Source organism: Agrobacterium tumefaciens (assembly GCA_025559845.1).
Classification (GTDB): Bacteria; Pseudomonadota; Alphaproteobacteria; order Rhizobiales; family Rhizobiaceae; genus Agrobacterium.
The window spans coordinates 3,111,679-3,129,828 of the sequence record CP048469.1 but is presented as its reverse complement, the minus strand read 5'-3'; the positions used below and the strand labels follow the sequence as shown (position 1 = coordinate 3,129,828).

General features: G+C 57.4%; 17 protein-coding genes and 1 other RNA gene. 13 read left to right on the top strand and 5 right to left on the bottom strand.

Annotated elements, in window-relative coordinates:
* Positions 1-330 precede the first annotated feature (330 nt).
* The 3 genes from FY156_15490 to FY156_15480 all read left to right on the top strand — a co-directional run bounded on the left by FY156_15490 (position 331) and on the right by FY156_15480 (position 4,243).
* A complete protein-coding gene (locus tag FY156_15490) occupies positions 331-789 on the top strand; it encodes a YbaK/EbsC family protein (GenBank protein UXS02776.1) in 459 nt (152 codons plus the stop codon).
* 148 nt (positions 790-937) lie between these two features.
* Entirely contained in the window at positions 938-3,256 is a 2,319-nt protein-coding gene (locus tag FY156_15485) for a penicillin-binding protein (protein ID UXS03166.1), read from the top strand.
* Between the two features lie 258 nt (positions 3,257-3,514).
* Positions 3,515-4,243, top strand: coding sequence for a sugar transferase (locus FY156_15480; GenBank protein ID UXS02775.1), 729 nt, complete (start codon positions 3,515-3,517; stop codon positions 4,241-4,243).
* A 75-nt stretch (positions 4,244-4,318) separates the two neighbouring features.
* Here FY156_15480 and FY156_15475 read toward each other — a convergent pair whose 3' ends face one another.
* Positions 4,319-4,885 carry a cytochrome c family protein gene (locus FY156_15475; protein UXS02774.1) on the bottom strand — a complete coding sequence of 189 codons (567 nt, stop codon included), beginning with the start codon at positions 4,883-4,885 and terminating at the stop codon, positions 4,319-4,321.
* Positions 4,886-5,035: 150 nt separating this feature from the next.
* On the opposite strand from FY156_15475, the gene FY156_15470 reads away from it, so the two are divergent.
* Both FY156_15470 and FY156_15465 read left to right on the top strand, forming a co-directional pair.
* Positions 5,036-5,791, top strand: a complete 756-nt coding sequence (locus tag FY156_15470) for a 3-deoxy-manno-octulosonate cytidylyltransferase (protein UXS02773.1) — start codon at positions 5,036-5,038, stop codon at positions 5,789-5,791.
* An 11-nt stretch (positions 5,792-5,802) separates the two neighbouring features.
* Positions 5,803-6,666 carry a prephenate dehydratase gene (locus tag FY156_15465; protein ID UXS02772.1) on the top strand — a complete coding sequence of 288 codons (864 nt, stop codon included), beginning with the start codon at positions 5,803-5,805 and terminating at the stop codon, positions 6,664-6,666.
* Between the two features lie 59 nt (positions 6,667-6,725).
* Here FY156_15465 and nudC read toward each other — a convergent pair whose 3' ends face one another.
* Entirely contained in the window at positions 6,726-7,688 is a 963-nt protein-coding gene (nudC, locus tag FY156_15460; GenBank protein ID UXS02771.1) for an NAD(+) diphosphatase, read from the bottom strand.
* On the bottom strand, positions 7,688-8,104 hold the full coding sequence (locus FY156_15455; GenBank protein UXS02770.1) for an HIT family protein: 417 nt from the start codon (positions 8,102-8,104) through the stop codon (positions 7,688-7,690). The genes nudC and FY156_15455 overlap by 1 nt, the downstream gene beginning before the upstream one ends.
* Before the next feature lie 77 nt (positions 8,105-8,181).
* Between FY156_15455 and ffs the strand changes: the two genes are divergently transcribed.
* The 3 genes from ffs (at position 8,182) to FY156_15440 (ending at position 10,581) form a co-directional block, all read left to right on the top strand.
* An RNA gene (gene ffs / locus FY156_15450) (signal recognition particle sRNA small type) lies at positions 8,182-8,278 on the top strand.
* An 86-nt stretch (positions 8,279-8,364) separates the two neighbouring features.
* Positions 8,365-10,230 carry a DNA polymerase III subunit gamma/tau gene (locus FY156_15445; GenBank protein ID UXS02769.1) on the top strand — a complete coding sequence of 622 codons (1,866 nt, stop codon included), beginning with the start codon at positions 8,365-8,367 and terminating at the stop codon, positions 10,228-10,230.
* Positions 10,231-10,257: 27 nt separating this feature from the next.
* Positions 10,258-10,581 carry a YbaB/EbfC family nucleoid-associated protein gene (locus FY156_15440; protein UXS02768.1) on the top strand — a complete coding sequence of 108 codons (324 nt, stop codon included), beginning with the start codon at positions 10,258-10,260 and terminating at the stop codon, positions 10,579-10,581.
* A 7-nt stretch (positions 10,582-10,588) separates the two neighbouring features.
* Here FY156_15440 and FY156_15435 read toward each other — a convergent pair whose 3' ends face one another.
* Positions 10,589-11,203, bottom strand: coding sequence for an MOSC domain-containing protein (locus tag FY156_15435; protein ID UXS02767.1), 615 nt, complete (start codon positions 11,201-11,203; stop codon positions 10,589-10,591).
* 57 nt (positions 11,204-11,260) lie between these two features.
* On the opposite strand from FY156_15435, the gene recR reads away from it, so the two are divergent.
* Both recR and FY156_15425 read left to right on the top strand, forming a co-directional pair.
* Complete coding sequence (recR, locus tag FY156_15430; GenBank protein ID UXS02766.1) at positions 11,261-11,866, top strand: recombination protein RecR; 606 nt, start codon at positions 11,261-11,263, stop codon at positions 11,864-11,866.
* A gap of 27 nt (positions 11,867-11,893) precedes the next feature.
* A complete protein-coding gene (locus FY156_15425) occupies positions 11,894-13,159 on the top strand; it encodes a lytic murein transglycosylase (protein UXS02765.1) in 1,266 nt (421 codons plus the stop codon).
* Between the two features lie 37 nt (positions 13,160-13,196).
* Here FY156_15425 and FY156_15420 read toward each other — a convergent pair whose 3' ends face one another.
* Positions 13,197-14,825 carry an MFS transporter gene (locus FY156_15420; protein ID UXS02764.1) on the bottom strand — a complete coding sequence of 543 codons (1,629 nt, stop codon included), beginning with the start codon at positions 14,823-14,825 and terminating at the stop codon, positions 13,197-13,199.
* Positions 14,826-15,112: 287 nt separating this feature from the next.
* Between FY156_15420 and rimP the strand changes: the two genes are divergently transcribed.
* The 3 genes from rimP (at position 15,113) to FY156_15405 (ending at position 18,089) form a co-directional block, all read left to right on the top strand.
* Entirely contained in the window at positions 15,113-15,709 is a 597-nt protein-coding gene (gene rimP / locus FY156_15415; GenBank protein ID UXS02763.1) for a ribosome maturation factor RimP, read from the top strand.
* Positions 15,710-15,771: 62 nt separating this feature from the next.
* Positions 15,772-17,394: a transcription termination/antitermination protein NusA gene (gene nusA, locus FY156_15410; protein ID UXS02762.1), complete on the top strand. Its 1,623-nt coding sequence runs from the start codon at positions 15,772-15,774 to the stop codon at positions 17,392-17,394.
* Entirely contained in the window at positions 17,391-18,089 is a 699-nt protein-coding gene (locus FY156_15405) for an RNA-binding protein (GenBank protein ID UXS02761.1), read from the top strand. Before nusA ends, FY156_15405 begins: the two co-directional genes overlap by 4 nt.
* Positions 18,090-18,150 lie beyond the last annotated feature (61 nt).

The following is an 18,150-nucleotide window of genomic DNA, read 5'->3' as shown; positions in this document are numbered from 1 at the left end:
AGAGACCCAAAAAGTCAAGTTTCTTTGAAAATGACGTGATCTACGGTCAATCCATTCGTGTCATCTGGAAAAATTTCAGAAGCCAGAAATGCAAAAACCCGGCGCGGGAGGAGGTGCGCCGGGTTCTTGAAACTGACTGACAATTGGGAGGAGGAGTATTGTCAGTCCAATCGGGCGACGCTGGGAGGAGGAGTGCGTCGCTTCGATGATTGAAAGATACAACATTCGAGCCCAAAAAACAGACATTCTATCGCAGCGCAGCATTGCATTTTTTGCATGGCTTTCTTCGGACGTCTTGCGGCTTACATGCTTCCAGCCTAATAAATAGCCATGACCATTGAATCCGTCCGCGCCTTTTTCGCCGAAAAATCTCCTGACGTCACCGTCATCGAAACGGAAGCAAGTTCAGCAACCGTTGCGCTCGCGGCTGAAGCGCATGGTGTCGATCCCGATCAGATCGCCAAAACCATCTGCCTGAAGGCAGGAGACACCATTTTTCTCGTCGTGGCTGCCGGTACCAAACGGCTCGACAATCGCAAGTTTCGAGACCGGTTTGGCGCAAAGCCCCGAATGCTTGGCGCGGAAGATGTTGTGTCTGTCACAAGCCATCCCGTTGGTGGCGTCTGCCCTTTCGGTCTGCCGGAACCCATTCCAGTGTTTTGCGATGTCTCGCTGAGAAGCTACAACGAAGTGGTTCCTGCCGCCGGCGCGACCAATGCAGCCGTCAAAATTTCTCCGCACGCCATGGCCGAACTGACAGAAGCGGAATGGATCGACGTCTGCCAATGACGTCGAAGTGATCCTTTCTTCTCCTAACGCCGCCTTAAATTGCCGCATTTACGCTCTTCATCCCGGATTAAGGATAGTGCGCGCATAAATACTGCAATCGGCGGACATGCGTGCGATCACGCAATCAGAATGGAGCGATATCGGCTGGATGGCAGGTAAAGGCAAATCACGCGAGCGGGTAGAACCTTCCTTCGGGGATTTTCACGATTCCGGCGATGACCTGCGCCTTGACGCAAGCGACCGTATCAGCGGCGGGCGAAAGCAGGCAGCGAAAGCTGCGAAAGACGACGACCTTCCTCCGCCGAAATCGCCAAAAGGCCAGACGCTCCAAAAGCGTCAGAAACAAAAACGCGTGGAGACACGCGGCATCACCGGTATGTTCCGCTCACTTGTTTACTGGTGCATCGTGCTGGGCATATGGGGCGGGATCGGTGTTGCGGGACTTGTTCTTTATTATGGCGCCCGCATGCCCAGTGCTGCAAGCTGGTCCATCCCTGAGCGCCCGCCGAATGTGAAGATCGTTTCTGTCAACGGGACGGTTCTTGCCAATCGCGGGACGACCGGCGGCGAGGCTTTGGCGCTTGAGGATATGTCGCCCTACATTCCGCAAGCGGTCATGGCGATCGAAGACAGGCGTTTTTACTCGCATTTTGGGGTTGATCCGCTCGGCCTCGGCCGCGCCATCGTCACCAACGTATTGACGGGACGCACCGTCCAGGGCGGTTCGACCCTTACCCAGCAGCTTGCCAAGAACCTGTTCCTGTCTCCCGACCGGACATTGGAACGCAAGGTGCAGGAAGTGCTTCTGGCGTTCTGGCTGGAGCACAAATACACCAAGGACCAGATTCTCGCGATGTATCTCAATCGCGTCTATTTCGGTTCCAATGCCTATGGTGTCGAAGCGGCCTCCAGACGGTATTTCAACAAGTCGGCGCGTGACGTCAATCTGGGTGAAGCAGCCCTGCTGGCCGGCCTCCTCAAGGCACCCTCGCGCCTCTCCCCTGCCCGTGACCCGCAGGCTGCTGAAGAACGCGCCCAGGTCGTGCTTCAATCCATGCGTGATGTCGGATTCATCACCGACAGCGAAATCAAGACGGCGATGTCACAGCCCCCAACCAAAGCGAAACGCTTCTGGTCCGGTGCAGAACATTATGCTGCCGACATGGTTCTCGATGAAGTCCGCATGCTGATCGGCGACGTGAAGCAGGACATCGTTGTCGATGCCAGCATCGATCCAGACCTGGAACGCGACGCCGAAAAGTCCCTGACGCACATTCTTCAGGGGGACGGTAAAAAGCAGGCTGCGTCCCAGGCAGCTCTGGTTTCCATCGATGGAACCGGAGCCATCCGCGCAGTGGTCGGCGGGGCCGATTACGCCGAAAGCCAGTTTAACCGTGCTGCGAAGGCGAAACGGCAGCCTGGCTCAGCCTTCAAACCCTTCGTTTATGTAGCGGCGCTCGAATCCGGGCTGACACCCTACTCCATCCGCAACGATGCGCCGGTCAAGATCGGCAACTGGACACCGGAAAACTACGAAAAGAAATACCGCGGTGAAGTGACACTGGCGACAGCGCTTGCCAATTCGCTGAACACCATCGCGGCCCAACTGGTGATGGAAGTCGGCCCCGATCGTGTGACGCAGGTTGCGCATCGTATGGGTATCGAATCCGATTTGCAGAGCAATGCATCGATTGCACTCGGAACCTCCGAAGTATCACTTCTGGAGCTGACTGCGTCTTACGCACCGTTCATGAACGGCGGCTACAAGGCCACGCCGCATATCGTCAAACGTATTACCGATGCCGACGGCAAGGTGCTTTACGAAAACAAATACGACAATCCGCCGCGCGTGCTGAACGAAGACATTGCCGCGACGATGAACGGCATGCTGAGCCGCGTTATCACCGAGGGAACGGGAAAAGCGGCGCGGCTGCAGGGATGGCAGGCCGCCGGAAAGTCGGGAACGACCCAGTCTTTCCGTGATGCGCTGTTCGTCGGCTATACCAGCAATCTGACAACCGGTGTCTGGTTCGGCAACGATGATGGCACCTCCATGAAGAAGGTGACGGGTGGCGGGCTGCCCGCAAGAGCCTGGAAAGACTTCATGACGGCTGCACATTCCGGCCTGTCTCCATCACCACTTTTCGGCCTCGGCACAACCGGCGTTCCTCCCCTAGGCGAGATGCAGCAGCCACCGTCGGAAAATGCGCCATCATCGATTGGCGACATCATTTCCAACGCGCTTGGTGGAGGCTCGTCGAATACCGACGCCTATCCAGCCGCCCCGGTTGCGCTTGACCGACCTCAGACAGACGCGCCCATGCCGCCATCCAATATTCCGGGGCAACGAATGGAGCCGGACTATGCCAATGGCGGTCCCGTTCCGCCTGCCGATATTGGTGGTCAGGAGCCAGCAAGAAACGGCGCGAAACAGACCACACTCCTCGACATTCTGATGGGCAATTGAGCGCCCACAGGATGATAGACAGCCGGCTGACAGTTTCTCTCTGTATCAATCGCTGAAAAGTCCGCGCCTCCTTAGCGGCAGGAAGTCTCCAGCATAGTTCCGATTGCTCTAAAGCAGGTTGGCGCCGACGTTAACCGTAGATCGGCATTTGCGCATTTGCGGAGATATTTCGGGATGACTTTTTACAGTAAATGAATTATTAATGCCGCCATATAAATCAGTTTTTTCATTTCAAAAATTTCTTTTTAGGACTTTGTTATGCTGGGTATCAAAGGGTCTCCACGCGCCGCGTTCCAGAGCGCGGCTTCACAATCGGCAATCGCTTTTGAAGAGCCGGACGTAGAACTTTCTCAAGACCAATCAACATTTTCCGCCTTGGCGCGCGGTCAATTCGCAACCAAACGCGCGATCGATATTGCCGGCGCATCGATTGCATTGATGGCACTTGCGCCGGTGCTTTTAACGGTCGCCGCTCTGGTCAAGATCGATAGCAAAGGACCCGTCCTGTTTTCCCAGATACGCTGGGGCATGAACGGTCGCCGGATACGCGTCTACAAATTCCGTTCGATGAGGACGGACTTGTGCGACGCGAGTGGCGTGGCACAGACGGTAAAAGACGACCCCCGCGTGACCCGCATCGGCGCTATTCTCCGACGGTCGAATATCGATGAACTGCCGCAACTGCTGAATGTTCTGAAGGGTGACATGTCGCTCGTAGGACCTCGTTGCCATGCAATCGGCATGCTTGCGGCCGGCCGTCTCTATGAGGATCTCGTTCCCCATTACCATCTGCGTCACAGGATGCGCCCCGGCATCACCGGGCTTGCCCAGATGCGGGGACTGCGGGGACCGACCGACCGCAGTGACAAGGCGCGGGCACGCATTGTCTCCGACCTTTATTACATCGATAATTTTTCCGTCTGGCTGGATATCAAGATCATGATCGGCACAGTCATATCCGAACTGCGCGGCGGCAAGGGTTTCTAAGTCCAGGCTATTTCATGCGCAAACAACAAAAAAGCCCGGATCACTCCGGGCTTTTCTGATTGGAATACCATACACTCAATTGGTTGGCGCAGGGGCCGCCGCCGGATCGGGCAGCGGTGCAGGATTTGCAGAAAGCGTCCGCAGGTAAGCGATCAGATCCGCACGTTCCGTTTCCTTCTTCACACCAGCAAAGCCCATGGCCGTGCCAGCAACGAACTTTTTCGGGCCTTCGAGGAAGTGGCTCAGATGGTCGTAGTCCCAATGAACCGAACCACCCTTCGAGAAATCCTTCATGGCTGCGGAGTAACTGAAACCTTCATGAGAGGCGATCGGCCTGTTGACGATATCGAAGAGATTGGGGCCGACCTTGTTTGCTCCACCACTCTCTCCGGTATGACAGGCCGTACACTTCTTGAAGACCGTCTCACCCTTGGCCGCGTCCGCATTGGCAAGCAACTGGGCGATCGGCGTTGCCGCAGCGGCCGCTCCTGCCTCACCGCCACTCGTTTCCGCGACGATGGCAAAACCTTCCTTCTCCGGCACCGGTGCATGGAAGATGCCCTCGGATGCGATCGACACCGACATGAGGACGAAAACGGTGCCTAATAACGCACCAACGCCCATGTTTACGTATGAATTCATCTATATGCGCTCCCTCGCATCCACTCGATATAAGCCGGGTATCTTGAAATTGCTTGAAAGCTATGGCTTTTGCACAGCCTGCGCAACTTGAATAATGCTCCCCACACCGTGACGTTTTGACACTTTTCGGGCGGGATTTGAAGGTGTCGGATGAAGAATAGAGATTTCGAAAAGGCAGTGGTGCTCATACCTGCCCGTATGGCCTCCACACGTCTGCCTGGTAAACCTCTGGCCGATATCGGCGGCAAGCCGATGATCGTGCAGGTTGCCTTGCGTGCACGCGAAGCCGGTGCAGAGAAAATCGTGGTTGCCGTTGATGACAACGACGTGTTCGCCGCCGTTCAAAATGCCGGCTTTGAAGTGATGATGACACGGGATGACCACCAGTCTGGATCGGATCGTATTTTCGAAGCGCTCCAGAAGGCCGATCCTTATGGCAAGGCCGAATACGTCATCAACATTCAGGGCGATTTGCCAACCATCGAGGCGGAAACCATTCACGCCTCGCTGCGGCCGATGGAAAACCCGTCGGTGGATATCGCCACGCTGACGGTGGAAATCACCGACGAGGAAGAAAAAATCAATCCGAACGTGGTCAAGGTCGTGGGCAGCCCGCTGTCCGAAACCCGGCTGCGCGCATTGTATTTTACCCGTGCGACCGCACCCTATGGTGAAGGACCGCTTTATCATCATATAGGGCTCTACACCTATCGCCGGGCGGCGCTCGAAAAATTCGTGCGCCTTTCCCCTTCGCCACTGGAGAAGCGCGAAAAGCTGGAGCAGCTTCGCGCTCTGGAAGCGGGCATGCGGATCGATGCTGAGATCGTGCGCTCGGTACCACTGGGTGTCGACACGCCGGCTGATCTTGAGAAAGCCCGCCATATCCTTGCAGGCAGAACCCACTGAGGGGACATTCTATGACAACGAGCACAAAAAGTATTGCCTTCCAGGGAGACTACGGCGCCAATTCGGACATGGCGTGCCGCGACATGTTTCCGGATATGGACCCGCTTCCCTGCGCGACCTTCGAAGACGCATTCAACGCCATCGAAAATGGCGATGCGGATCTGGGAATGATCCCGATCGAAAACACGCTGGCTGGCCGGGTAGCCGACATCCATCATCTTTTGCCGGAATCCCGTCTCCACATCATCGGCGAATATTTCATGCCGATCCGCTTCCAGCTCATGGTTTTGCCGGGTGTGCAGAGAAGTGAAATCCGCACCGTCCACAGCCATATCCATGCGCTTGGTCAATGCCGCAAGATCATTCGTTCAAACGGATGGAAAGCCATTGTCGCCGGCGATACGGCAGGCGCCGCCAAGCTCGTCTCAGAGCAGGGCGATCGCAGCATGGCAGCACTTGCACCGCGTCTCGCCGCAGATCTCTACGGTCTCGATATCGTTGCAGAAAATGTCGAGGATTCGGAAAACAACGTCACACGTTTCGTTATTCTGTCCCGCGACGAAAAATGGGTCAAACGTACGTCACCGGATGAAGTCATTGTCACGACGTTTGTTTTCAACGTTCGCAACATTCCGGCCGCGCTTTACAAGGCCATGGGCGGGTTTGCCACCAACGGCATCAACATGACGAAGCTCGAAAGCTACCAGATTGGCGGAAAGTTCGTGGCGACGCAGTTCTATGCCGATATCGAGGGCCATCCGGATGATGAAGCCGTTCGTCGCGCGCTGGACGAATTGCGCTTCTTCTCAGAGAAGGTCCGCATCCTCGGCGTCTACAAAGGCCACGCAATGCGTGACAAGCTGAACCAGAGCTAAGAAAATTACGGACGCTGCGCGCCTAGTCGACACGCAGCGTCCAAGACCACGTCAAAGGGTTATTTGGACCATTCCACCCAGTCGCGCATCAGACGGTGCGCAATGGCACCGCCGTGCGGGCCAGATATGCCCTCACCCGGCGTTGCTTCCAGCATTGCTGCAACCTCCTGCCGGGTGAACCAGCGGCAGTCTTCCAGTTCGATTTCATCGCGAGAGATTTCGAACGACAGCGCCTCGGCATAGCAACCGATCATCAGCGAATGGGGCATCGGCCATGGTTGTGAGGCGTGGTAGCGCACACGACCGATTGCGACGCCGGATTCCTCATGCGTTTCACGACGAACAGCCGATTCGATTGTTTCACCCGGCTCCACAAACCCGGCAAGGCACGAATACATGCCTGGCGAAAAATGCGCGCCACGTCCCAGCAGGCAAAGGTCGCGCTCCACATCAATCGTCAACATGATGACGACGGGATCGGTCCGCGGAAAAATCATGTTGTTGCAGGCGGGGCAGACGCGCTTGTAGCCGCCAATACGCAGCTCCATTTCCGTGCCGCAACGACCGCAAAAGCGGTTTTGGGCGTTCCAGTGCGTCAGGCTGACGGCCTGAGCAACCTCGCCCAGCAATTCCTCGTCGAGCAGGTGGTCACGGTAGAGCGTGCGCGCATCGGCAAGTTTGTGATGGCTGGCCAGCCGATCTTCCGTGACACCAACCGGAACAGCAATTCTCGGCTCACCGGTCTCGCGGTACCCCAGCAAAACTGCGTTATCGAAGTCCGGCTGCAACTCGGCCAGTTCGTACGCGGAAAACAGCGGATCGATCACCTGCTCGTCGTGCTTCAGCACAAGACGGCCACCAGCTAGGGCGAAAATATGCGTGCCGTCGATCTTCAGCGCATCGGCAACACAGTTTTCGGTTCTCTTTTCAGCGAAACGATCAAGCGCGTTTTGGGAAAATGCAGTCAGTGCGCTTGCTTCGGGATGGGGGGCAGTGGTTTCAAAAATCGTCATTGAGATCATTAGAGAGCGCCGGAGATTTTTTGCATGAAAGATTTCTTTTCCTCTGCGGGGTACGGCACCGCGGTACCATGCCCCCATATGGGCCCTGGCCAGCAGGTGTCACCTTCATTACGGGCAATGATATGGACGTGCAGTTGGCGAACGATATTTCCCAAAGCGCCGACATTGATCTTGGTGGCCTGGGTAACATCCTTCAAAGCATTGGCAACCAGATTGGTTTCGAAGGTCAGCATCGCCTGATCGAGCGGCGTCAATTCAAAGAGCTCGCTCACATCGTTTCGTTGCGGCACCAGTACCAGCCAAGGCCAGCGGCTGTCGTTCTGCAAGCGCAGTTCGCACAGGCCGAGCCGGGTCACAAGCTCGCTGTCCCGCGCCAATCTTTCGTCCAGGCGGAATGTCTCCAAGGCGTCCTCCATGTTTGTTTTCACTGTGATAGCAGTTTTTTGAATGCTTGGCTTGCATTTGCTTTCGATATTGCCGATATGTGGCGCCGGGAGGTTGGTGGTGGACGAGCCACTCGCCAACCGGGTCAGGTCCGGAAGGAAGCAGCCCTAACGAGCCCGGCACGGGTCGCCGTGCCAGCCTCCCACCTTTTTATTTGCAAAATGATGTGCTCAGCTTTCGCCGGGCCAGTTCCGCGCCCCAAGACAAACTGGCAAAACAAACTGGCGAGGCAATGAGCGACACCGTATCCACCACCCCAAGCACTTCCCAAAACGGAGCTGGATACCGGGTACTGGCGCGCAAATACCGCCCGAAAGATTTTTCCGACCTGATGGTCGGCCAGGAGCCGATGGTCCGGACGCTGACAAACGCGTTCGAAACCGGCCGCATTGCCCAGGCCTATATGCTGACCGGTGTTCGCGGTGTGGGGAAGACAACAACAGCACGCATTCTCGCCCGTGCCTTGAACTACAAGACGCCCGAGATCGACAAACCGACCATTGATCTGCGCATTCCCGGTGAACATTGCCAGGCGATCATGGAAGGCCGCCATGTCGATGTCATCGAAATGGACGCCGCCTCTCACACCGGTATCGACGATATCCGCGAGATCATCGAACAGGTTCGGTACCGCCCTGTTTCGGCGCGTTACAAGGTCTACATCATCGACGAAGTGCACATGCTTTCGACGCAGGCATTCAACGGTCTTCTGAAGACCCTCGAAGAACCCCCGGAACATGTGAAGTTCATTTTCGCGACCACGGAAATTCGCAAGGTTCCAATCACCGTTCTGTCGCGTTGCCAGCGTTTCGACCTGCGCCGAATCAGCGCTGCCGATCTGGTCGGATTGTTTACCGCAATCGCTGGCAAAGAAGGCTTCGAAGCCGATCCGCAGGCCTTGGCAATGATTGCTCGCGCTGCGGAAGGCTCCGCACGTGACGGTCTGTCGCTGCTCGATCAGGCGATCGCCCACGGCGGCGGACGTGTCGAAACGGAAGCCGTGCGCGGCATGCTTGGCCTTGCCGACCGGGCACGTATCGTTGATCTGTTCGAGCACGTCGTCAAAGGCGATGTCGCGGCCGCCCTTTCAGAATTTAACGGTCAATACGAAGCGGGTGCAAACCCTGTCGTGGTGTTGAACGACCTCGCAGATTTCACCCATCTTGTCACGCGCATGAAATATGTGCCGGATGCCGCTGACGATCCCTCGCTTTCGGAAGTCGAGCGCGTGCGTGGCGCGGAATTTTCCGAAAGCATCGCCGTTTCGGCGCTGTCGCGCATCTGGCAGATGCTGCTCAAGGGTATTCCCGAAACCGAAAATGCCTCGCGCCCGGCAGGTGCCGCAGAAATGGTGCTGATCCGTCTTGCCCATGCTGCGAACCTGCCCGCACCTGAAGATGCCGCGCGCCGTCTGCTGGAACTCTCCAACGGCGAAGGCAGCATTTCGAATGGCGGCGGCAATGGTGGCGGAAACGGCGGAGGTGCCCGCGCCTATGCCTCAACGCAGGCCGTTGCATCCGCCCATGCGGCACCGCAGCGGCAACCATCCGCGCAGCCGACCGCCATGCTGCGTGCTGTGCCGGACAGCCGCCCGCAGGAGATGCAGATCGCTGTCGCGAAGACCGAAGACCGGCCGGAGCCGAAGGTTGCGGTCAATTCCCTTCAGGATATTGCCGATCTCTGCGGAAAGAACCGCGATCCGGTTATGAAGGCAAAGGTGCGCGGTTTCGTACGCCTGGTGCGACTGGAACCCGGCCGTCTCGACATGCGGCTTGGAGAAGGTGCGCCGGGGTCTCTCCCAGGCGAACTCGGCGTGAAGCTGAAGGAATGGACCGGCATCCACTGGATCGTCAGCCTGAGCAAAGAACAGGGTCAGCCAACGCTGGTTGAAGCCGAGGTCAACGCCCGCGATGCGCGTCTTGTGGATGCGCGACAAGACCCTGACGTGGCCGCGATCCTGCAACAGTTTCCGGGTGCAAAGATCACCGACGTGCGTATTCGCGCCGTTCAGCAGGACGATTCGGAAGAAATCGCGCCGCCATCTGTCGCCGAGTCCAGCGAAGGCGACATTCTGCCCGGCGACGACATCGAGTTTTAAAAGACAACAAGAACAGGAGTTTTGCACATGCGCGACATCATGGGCATGATGGGCAAAGTCAAGGAAATGCAGGCCAAGATGGAAAAGGTGCAGGAAGAAATTGCCGCCCTTGAAATCGAAGGCAAGTCCGGTGGCGGTCTCGTCACCGTCATCCTCAACGGTAAGGGCGAGATGCGCGGCCTGAAGGTTGATCCTTCGCTATTCAAGGAAGACGAAGTTGAAATCCTCGAAGACCTGATCGTGGCCGCCCATAAGGACGCCAAGGAAAAAGGCGAGGCGCAGGCGCAGGAAAAGATGGCGGGCCTGACCGCCGGGCTTCCGCTGCCGCCAGGCATGAAGTTTCCTTTCTAAGCGAGACTTACACCTCAAGCATTGCGCGAAAGCGTTCAGCAAGCGGCGTGCCGAGATAATCGGCGCGCTCTTTTTCTGTCAGCCGCATCGGACGAAAACGCTGAAGAATGACGGGAATGGGCAGTTTCGTTCCGCGATAAGCCTCGAAGGCAAGGTCTTCTCCCGCCTGCAAGAAACCGCCTTTCAGCACACGACAATAAAAGCCCGGATGTCCGGCTTCGCGAAAACGGGGTGCAAAATCCGGATCACCGAGACGGGTCGACAGAGTGGCGCAAGGAATACGGGCCGCCGTCACCTCCAGAGCCACCTCTGTCGCGTAAAGCCGGTCCCCGACATGCAGGGTCGCGCTGTCGAGACCATCCACCACAAGATTCTCACCGAACAGGCCGGGTTCCACCACGTAACCGAGGCTTTGCGACCAGAAATCGAGATCAGCAGAGCCCATCGCGTAGATCGCCTGATCCGGGCCGCCGTGATGTTTGCGGTTACAGACGGCATCTCCAACGATGCCCTCGGCATCGATCATGACAGGCCCCTGCACGACGTGTTTGAAAATGCCCGTTTTTGTGGTTTTTCCGGGCAAGGTTTGCGCATCGGCGCGGCAGATTGCCTGTATTTTCATGCGAAACCTCCTGCACACGTGATTCCCGGTTCCCGATTTATGCGCTAGAAAGCGCCTATGGCAAAACGAGTCACCGGCCCCGAAATCGAAAAACTCATTCAGCTTCTCGCAAAAGTGCCGGGGCTAGGCCCCCGCTCGGCGCGGCGTGCTGCCCTGCACCTCATCAAGAAGAAGGAACAGCTTCTCGGGCCTCTCGGTCACGCCATGGGCGAGGCCTATGACAAGGTAAAGATCTGCTCCTGCTGCGGCAATGTCGATACTATCGATCCCTGCACCGTTTGTTCGGATGTTCAGCGCGACCAATCGATCATCATCGTGGTCGAAGACGTATCCGATCTGTGGGCCCTGGAGCGTGCAAGTGCCATGAACACCGCCTATCACGTGCTGGGTGGTACGTTGTCGCCGCTCGACGGCGTGGGGCCGGAAGATCTGAACATCAAGGGGCTGATCGACCGTGTCAGCGCAGGCGGCATCCGTGAGCTTATCATCGCCGTTAACGCCACTGTCGAAGGCCAGGCGACTGCCCATTACATCACCGACCGGCTCGCCGATCTCGGCGTCAAGATCACCCGGCTTGCACATGGCGTGCCCGTCGGTGGCGAACTCGATTATCTCGATGAAGGCACATTGACCGCGGCACTTCGAGCGCGCACCACAATCTGAGCCTTTCTTCCTTCCAAAGGAGACCGAATGCGAATCCGATTTTCTGTCGCAGCATTGGCCGCCACGCTTTCCGTTCTCACGGTCGCAAGTGTTCATGCACAGGCTGTTCCGACAGGTGCTGCCGCAGCACGTTACAATCAAGATTTCAATGCCTGGCTGAAAAAGGAAATCTGGCCGGAGGCGCGCAAGGCGGGTGTGTCGCAGCAAACGCTCGAAGCCGCGCTCAGTGGCCTCTCCATCAACTGGAAACTGCCCGATCTCGTCATTCCCGGGCAGAAACCGCCGAGGGAGCAAAGCCAGAGTCAGGCCGAATTCTCCTCGCCGGGCGCCTATTTCTCAGAGAAACGATTGCAGGGCCTTGCAGCGACAGGCCGCTCTCTTGCCGTCACCCACGCCACCACACTCCGCCGTATCGAAGCGAAATACGGCGTGCCAGGCAACATCATCGTGGCGATCTGGGGACGCGAATCGGGGTTCGGGCGCGCCAAGCTGCCTCATCAAGTGGTCGATGTGCTGGCTACCAAAGCCTATATGTCAACGCGTAAGGACATGTTCCGCGTCGAATTGATCGATGCCTTGAAGATCGTACAGAGTGGCGACATCGCGTCCTCGCGATTGATGGGCTCGTGGGCAGGCGCACTTGGCCAGCCGCAATTCATGCCATCGAGCTATCTGAAATATGCGGTTGATTTCGACGGTGATGGTCGCCGCGATATCTGGAATTCCGTTCCCGACGCCCTCGCCTCCATAGCCAACTATCTTTCGCAAAAAGGCTGGCAGACAAACCGGGATTGGGGCTTTGAGGTCTCCATACCGGGCAATGTTTCCTGTGCGCAGGAAGGTCCCGACCTCGCGCGCCCTGTCGCCGACTGGGCGAAAATGGGCATTGGCAGGATTTCTGGAAAGGCTTTTCCGTCCAACGATCTTTCGGCTGATGGCATGATGCTGGTGCCGGCAGGGCGTCATGGGCCAGAATTTGTCGTGACGCCGAATTTTTACGTGATCAAGGAATATAACAATTCCGATCTCTACGCGCTGTTCATCGGCAATCTTGCCGACCGCATCGCCTATGGTGCCGGTCCTTTCCAGGGAGAATGGGGCAATGTCGGCTCCATGCTGCGTTCGGACGTGCTTGCCATGCAGAAAGCCCTTGCTGGGAAAGGCTACGACGTCGGCAAGGTGGATGGGCTGGCAGGTTTCAAGACACGTCGCTCACTTGGCGACTGGCAGGCAAAAAATGGCATTCAGCCGACCTGCTTTCCCGACGCTTCTCTCAAAGCAAAATTGAAATGACGTCAATCCTGGAGGGCGGCAAGCGCGCAGTCCTCCATTAATGCTCGTCGGTATGCGGCTTGTGGAAAATGTCGTCGGTCGGCGGAATGGTCTGCCGCTCGATCATGCGGTGAACACGCGGGCGCGTCGTGCCACGGTGTAGAGCCAGCAATCGATCCCAGGTTTCGGCATCCGCCTGTGTACGGCGGTGATTGTGGCGGACATATTCCACCCATGTCGGCACATGGTAGCTTTCCGTCCAGATATCCGGGTTTTCCAGATCCCGCATCAGGTTCCAGTTGCGCGCGCCATCACGGATACGGATACGCCGCCGCTCCGCCATGACGGGCAAAAACTCGCCGAGATCCGCATCATCGATCTCATAGTCGATCAGGATTGCGATTGGCCCGCTGCGCGGTTTGATATCGAGCCTTAGCGGAGGTTCGACAAACCGGTTAAGCGGATCGAGATTGAGTGACGCAAAAGCCGGCATGGCGAGCTTGAAGCCGACGACCACGCCAAGCAGCATCAGGGCGCACGAACAGAGAAGCGAATAGCTGATGCCCGCCTGTTCGGCGAGGGTACCCCATAACCAGCTACCGACTGCGATACCACCAAAGGTCAGCGTCTGATAAAGCGACAAGGCGCGGCCCACTACCCAGCGTGGCGTGGAAAGCTGGACGATGGTGTTGAACAAGGACAGAGCAAGAACCCAGCAGGCACCTGCGACTGTCAGAACCAGGGCCGTCACAAACGCGCTGGTACTGATTGCAGTGACCCCGGCACTGAAGGCAAATCCCAGGAATGCGACGCGCACGATCCATTCACTTGATAACACTTCACGCAGACGCGCGCTTATCAAGGCACCGCCGATCGCCCCTACCCCGAAGGCGCCAAGCATGACGCCGTACGTCAACGGACCTCCCTGCACGAGATCACGCGCGACGATCGGCATGAGGGCCAGGATAGCGCTGGCGGAAAGGCCGAAAAGAAAACCACGCACCAGCACCTTACTGATATTTGGCGACATGGCGACATAACGCATGCCGGCGGAAATCGCCGACAAAAGCTGTTCTCGCGGCAAAGGCGACGGATTTTTCGGCGGCTGCCAGCGAAACAGAGCGTAAATCAACGCGAAATAACTCATCGCGTTGACGAAAAACGCCGCCGCTGCACCAGCGGCAGCGACGATGACACCACCAATTGCCGGGCCGACACTGCGGGTAATGTTGAATCCGACGCTGTTCAATGTCACGGCAGCTGGCAGATCTTCGCGCGGAACCATTTCACCGACCGACGCCTGCCAGGATGGGTTGTTGAGAGCCGTTCCGCAGCCAATCAGGAAGGTAAAGAACAGCAGCAGCCAGGGGGTCAGCCAGCCGGACCAGGCAAAAACTGTCAGCAGTATCGAGGCCGCAAGCATCAGAAGCTGTGCGGAAATCATGATACGGCGACGATCGAAACTATCCGCCAGGGCACCGGAAACCAGCGAAAACAGCATGATCGGCAAGGAGGTCGATGCCTGCACCAGAGCGATCATGTTTTCGGACGTCGACAGAGAGGTCATCATCCACGCCGCACCAACGGCCTGGATCAACCCACCAAAATTCGAAGCAAGACTTGCTATCCAGATTCGTCTGTAGGTCAAATGCCTTAGAGGCGCGAGTGGCGATTTACGGTCGGGCACGATCGGTCCACATGAAGCAATTGCACTTTATCGATTGCCGACTATAGACGGCGCCGGAAATCATGCCAGCCCTTCGCGGATCAGGATGGCAAAAATGTGCCCTCGCTCCGCATACTGGCCGGGCTATCGGGAAAACCTTGCAATTGTACCCTGAAGCGTCTATATGCAGGTTCAAATTCTTGATCGCTTGATGAAGAGTGGGGTCGCAAGGCCCCGCTCTTTTTCGTTAGGCGAACCCAAAAACGGGGCGCAGTGTCCCGGACCGAAATTCAAGACCGGAAGGCCAGATGGCAGACACCGAATACGAACCAAGACTGATAACCGAAACGGGCGTCGACCAGCGCATTGCCGAGATCGTCGAGCCTGTTCTGACCGGTATGGGCTATGTTTTGGTGCGGGTCAGGCTCCTCAACCAGAACGGCATGACCTTGCAGATCATGGCCGAACGGCAGGACGGCACGATGACGGTTGAGGACTGTGAAGCCATCTCGATGGCCATTTCACCGGTTCTTGATGTGGAAGATCCCGTCGATAAAGCGTATCATCTCGAAGTGTCCTCGCCCGGTATCGACCGGCCGATGGTCCGCAAATCCGATTTCACCCGTTGGCAGGGCCATCTGGTGAAAGCCGAAACGTCGATCCTCGTCGAGAACCGCAAGCGGTTTCGCGGCAAGATCATTGAGGTCGACGCCGATGGCTTCAAACTGGAGCGCGACCAGATCGCCTATGGCGATGCGCTGACAGTCGTTATTCCGTTCAGCGCGCTTTCCGATGCGAAGCTTGTTCTGACGGACGATCTTATTCGTGATGCGTTGCGGGCAGACAAAGCGGCCAAGGCCGCCGCCGCAAATCAGAACGACGAAGACGAAACAGACGAAGACTAATTCCAACGTAAAGCCCGAAAAACGGGCGACCAACGCAACTTGCGACTTACGGAGACAGAAAAATGGCAGTGAGTGCTAACCGGCTTGAGCTTCTGCAGATCGCCGATGCTGTGGCGCGCGAAAAGGTCATCGACCGCGAAATCGTGCTTGCCGCAATGGCCGACGCTATCCAGAAAGCCGCCCGCTCGCGCTATGGCTCGGAAACCAACATTCGCGCCGACATCAACTCCAAGACCGGCGAAATTCGCCTGCAGCGTCTTCTGGAAGTTGTCGAGAAGGCCGAAGACTATTCCACGCAGATCCCGCTGGAACTGGCCCGCGACCGCAACCCGGATGCAAAGCTCGGCGACTTCATTGCCGATCCGCTTCCGCCGATGGATTTTGGCCGTATCGCCGCACAGTCTGCAAAGCAGGTCATCGTTCAGAAGGTTCGCGAAGCGGAACGGGATCGTCAATATGACGAATTCAAGGACCGCATCGGCGAAATCGTCAACGGTACCGTCAAGCGCGTCGAATACGGCAACGTCATCGTCGATCTCGGCCGTGGTGAAGGCATTATCCGCCGTGACGAGATGATCCCGCGCGAAAACATGCGTTATGGCGATCGCGTCCGTGCCTATGTTTACGACGTTCGTCGCGAACAGCGCGGCCCGCAGATTTTCCTTTCGCGTACCCATCCGCAGTTCATGGTGAAGCTCTTCACCATGGAAGTTCCGGAAATCTACGACGGTATCATCCAGATCAAGTCGGTTGCCCGTGACCCGGGTTCGCGCGCCAAGATCGCCGTGATCTCGAACGATTCCTCGATCGATCCGGTTGGCGCCTGCGTCGGTATGCGTGGTTCGCGCGTTCAGGCCGTTGTTGGCGAGCTGCAGGGCGAAAAGATCGACATCATTCCGTGGAGCCAGGAACCGGCATCCTTCATCGTCAACGCCCTTCAGCCGGCTGAAGTCGCCAAGGTCGTTCTCGACGAAGAAGCCGAACGCATCGAAGTGGTTGTTCCCGACGAGCAGCTTTCGCTCGCCATCGGTCGTCGTGGTCAGAACGTTCGTCTGGCATCGCAGCTCACCGGCTGGGATATCGACATCATGACCGAGCAGGAAGAGTCCGAGCGTCGCCAGAAGGAATTCAACGAGCGCACCGGTCTGTTCATGGAGGCTCTCGACGTCGACGAAATGGTCGGTCAGGTACTAGCTTCCGAAGGCTTCGCACAGGTCGAAGAACTGGCCTATGTCGACCTCGATGAAATTGCCTCGATCGACGGTTTCGATGAAGACACCGCCAACGAAATCCAGACCCGCGCCCGCGAATATCTCGAGCGCCTGGAAGCTGAAATGGATGCCAAGCGCAAGGAACTCGGCGTTTCGGACGAACTGCGCCAGATCGACGGCCTGACATCGCAGATGATGGTTGCGCTGGGCGAAGACGGCATCAAGTCCATTGAGGATTTCGCAGGTTGCGCTGCAGACGATCTGGTCGGCTGGAGCGAACGCAAGGACGGCGAGACCAAGAAGTTCGAAGGCATCTTCTCGAAGCTCGACGTATCGCGCGTCGAGGCCGAAAACATGGTGCTTCAGGCTCGCCTTCTGGCTGGCTGGATTACCGAAGAAGAACTTGCCGCTGAACAGCAGGCTGCCGAAGAAGCCAATGCTGCCGAGGAGGCGGATACCGCCGAACAGGAATGACATCGCAAGCGCATGAGCCGGATGAGCTGCCCGAGACAGACGACGGGCAGCCCGAAGGCAACGTCAACGGACGTATGTGCATTGTGACACGGCAAAGCGGATCACCCGAAGAATTGATCCGTTTCGTCGCAGGCCCGGACGGAAGTGTGGTTCCGGACCTGAAACGCCAATTGCCGGGGCGCGGCTGCTGGGTGAAAGCCGAGCGCGCCCTGATCGAAAAAGCCATCGCGAAAAAGCTTTTCGCAAGGGCTCTTAAACGCGACGTCAAGGCCGGTCCTGAACTCCTGGTTCTGATCGACAGGCTGATGGCGCAGCAGGTTGCAGGAATGATGACCATGGCTCGCAAGGCTGGCCAGTTCATCAGCGGCGCGATGAAAGTCGATGCCGCCGTTCGTTCCGGAAACGCCATTGCGGTGTTCCACGCGACAGATGCGGCAGCCGATGGCGTGAGAAAACTGGACCAGGCCCGCAAGGCCTGGACGCTCGGCAGTGATGCCGGGAAAGAAATTCCGTCCTTCCGGCTCTTTAGTGGCGCCGAAATGGACGAGTTGATGGGCCAGAATGCTTTTATCCATGCCTGCGCGCTTGCGGGACAGGCGGGTGAGGGTGTAGTGAAGCGCGCAACGATGCTTGAGCAGTACCGCCACGGCGGTCAGCCCGAAGCGGAACGCGTCGCTGCCCGGACAGAACAATGACGCGGTTACCGAATATGAACGGTCGCCGCGTTCCGATGCAGCAATTGAACGACGAGACCTG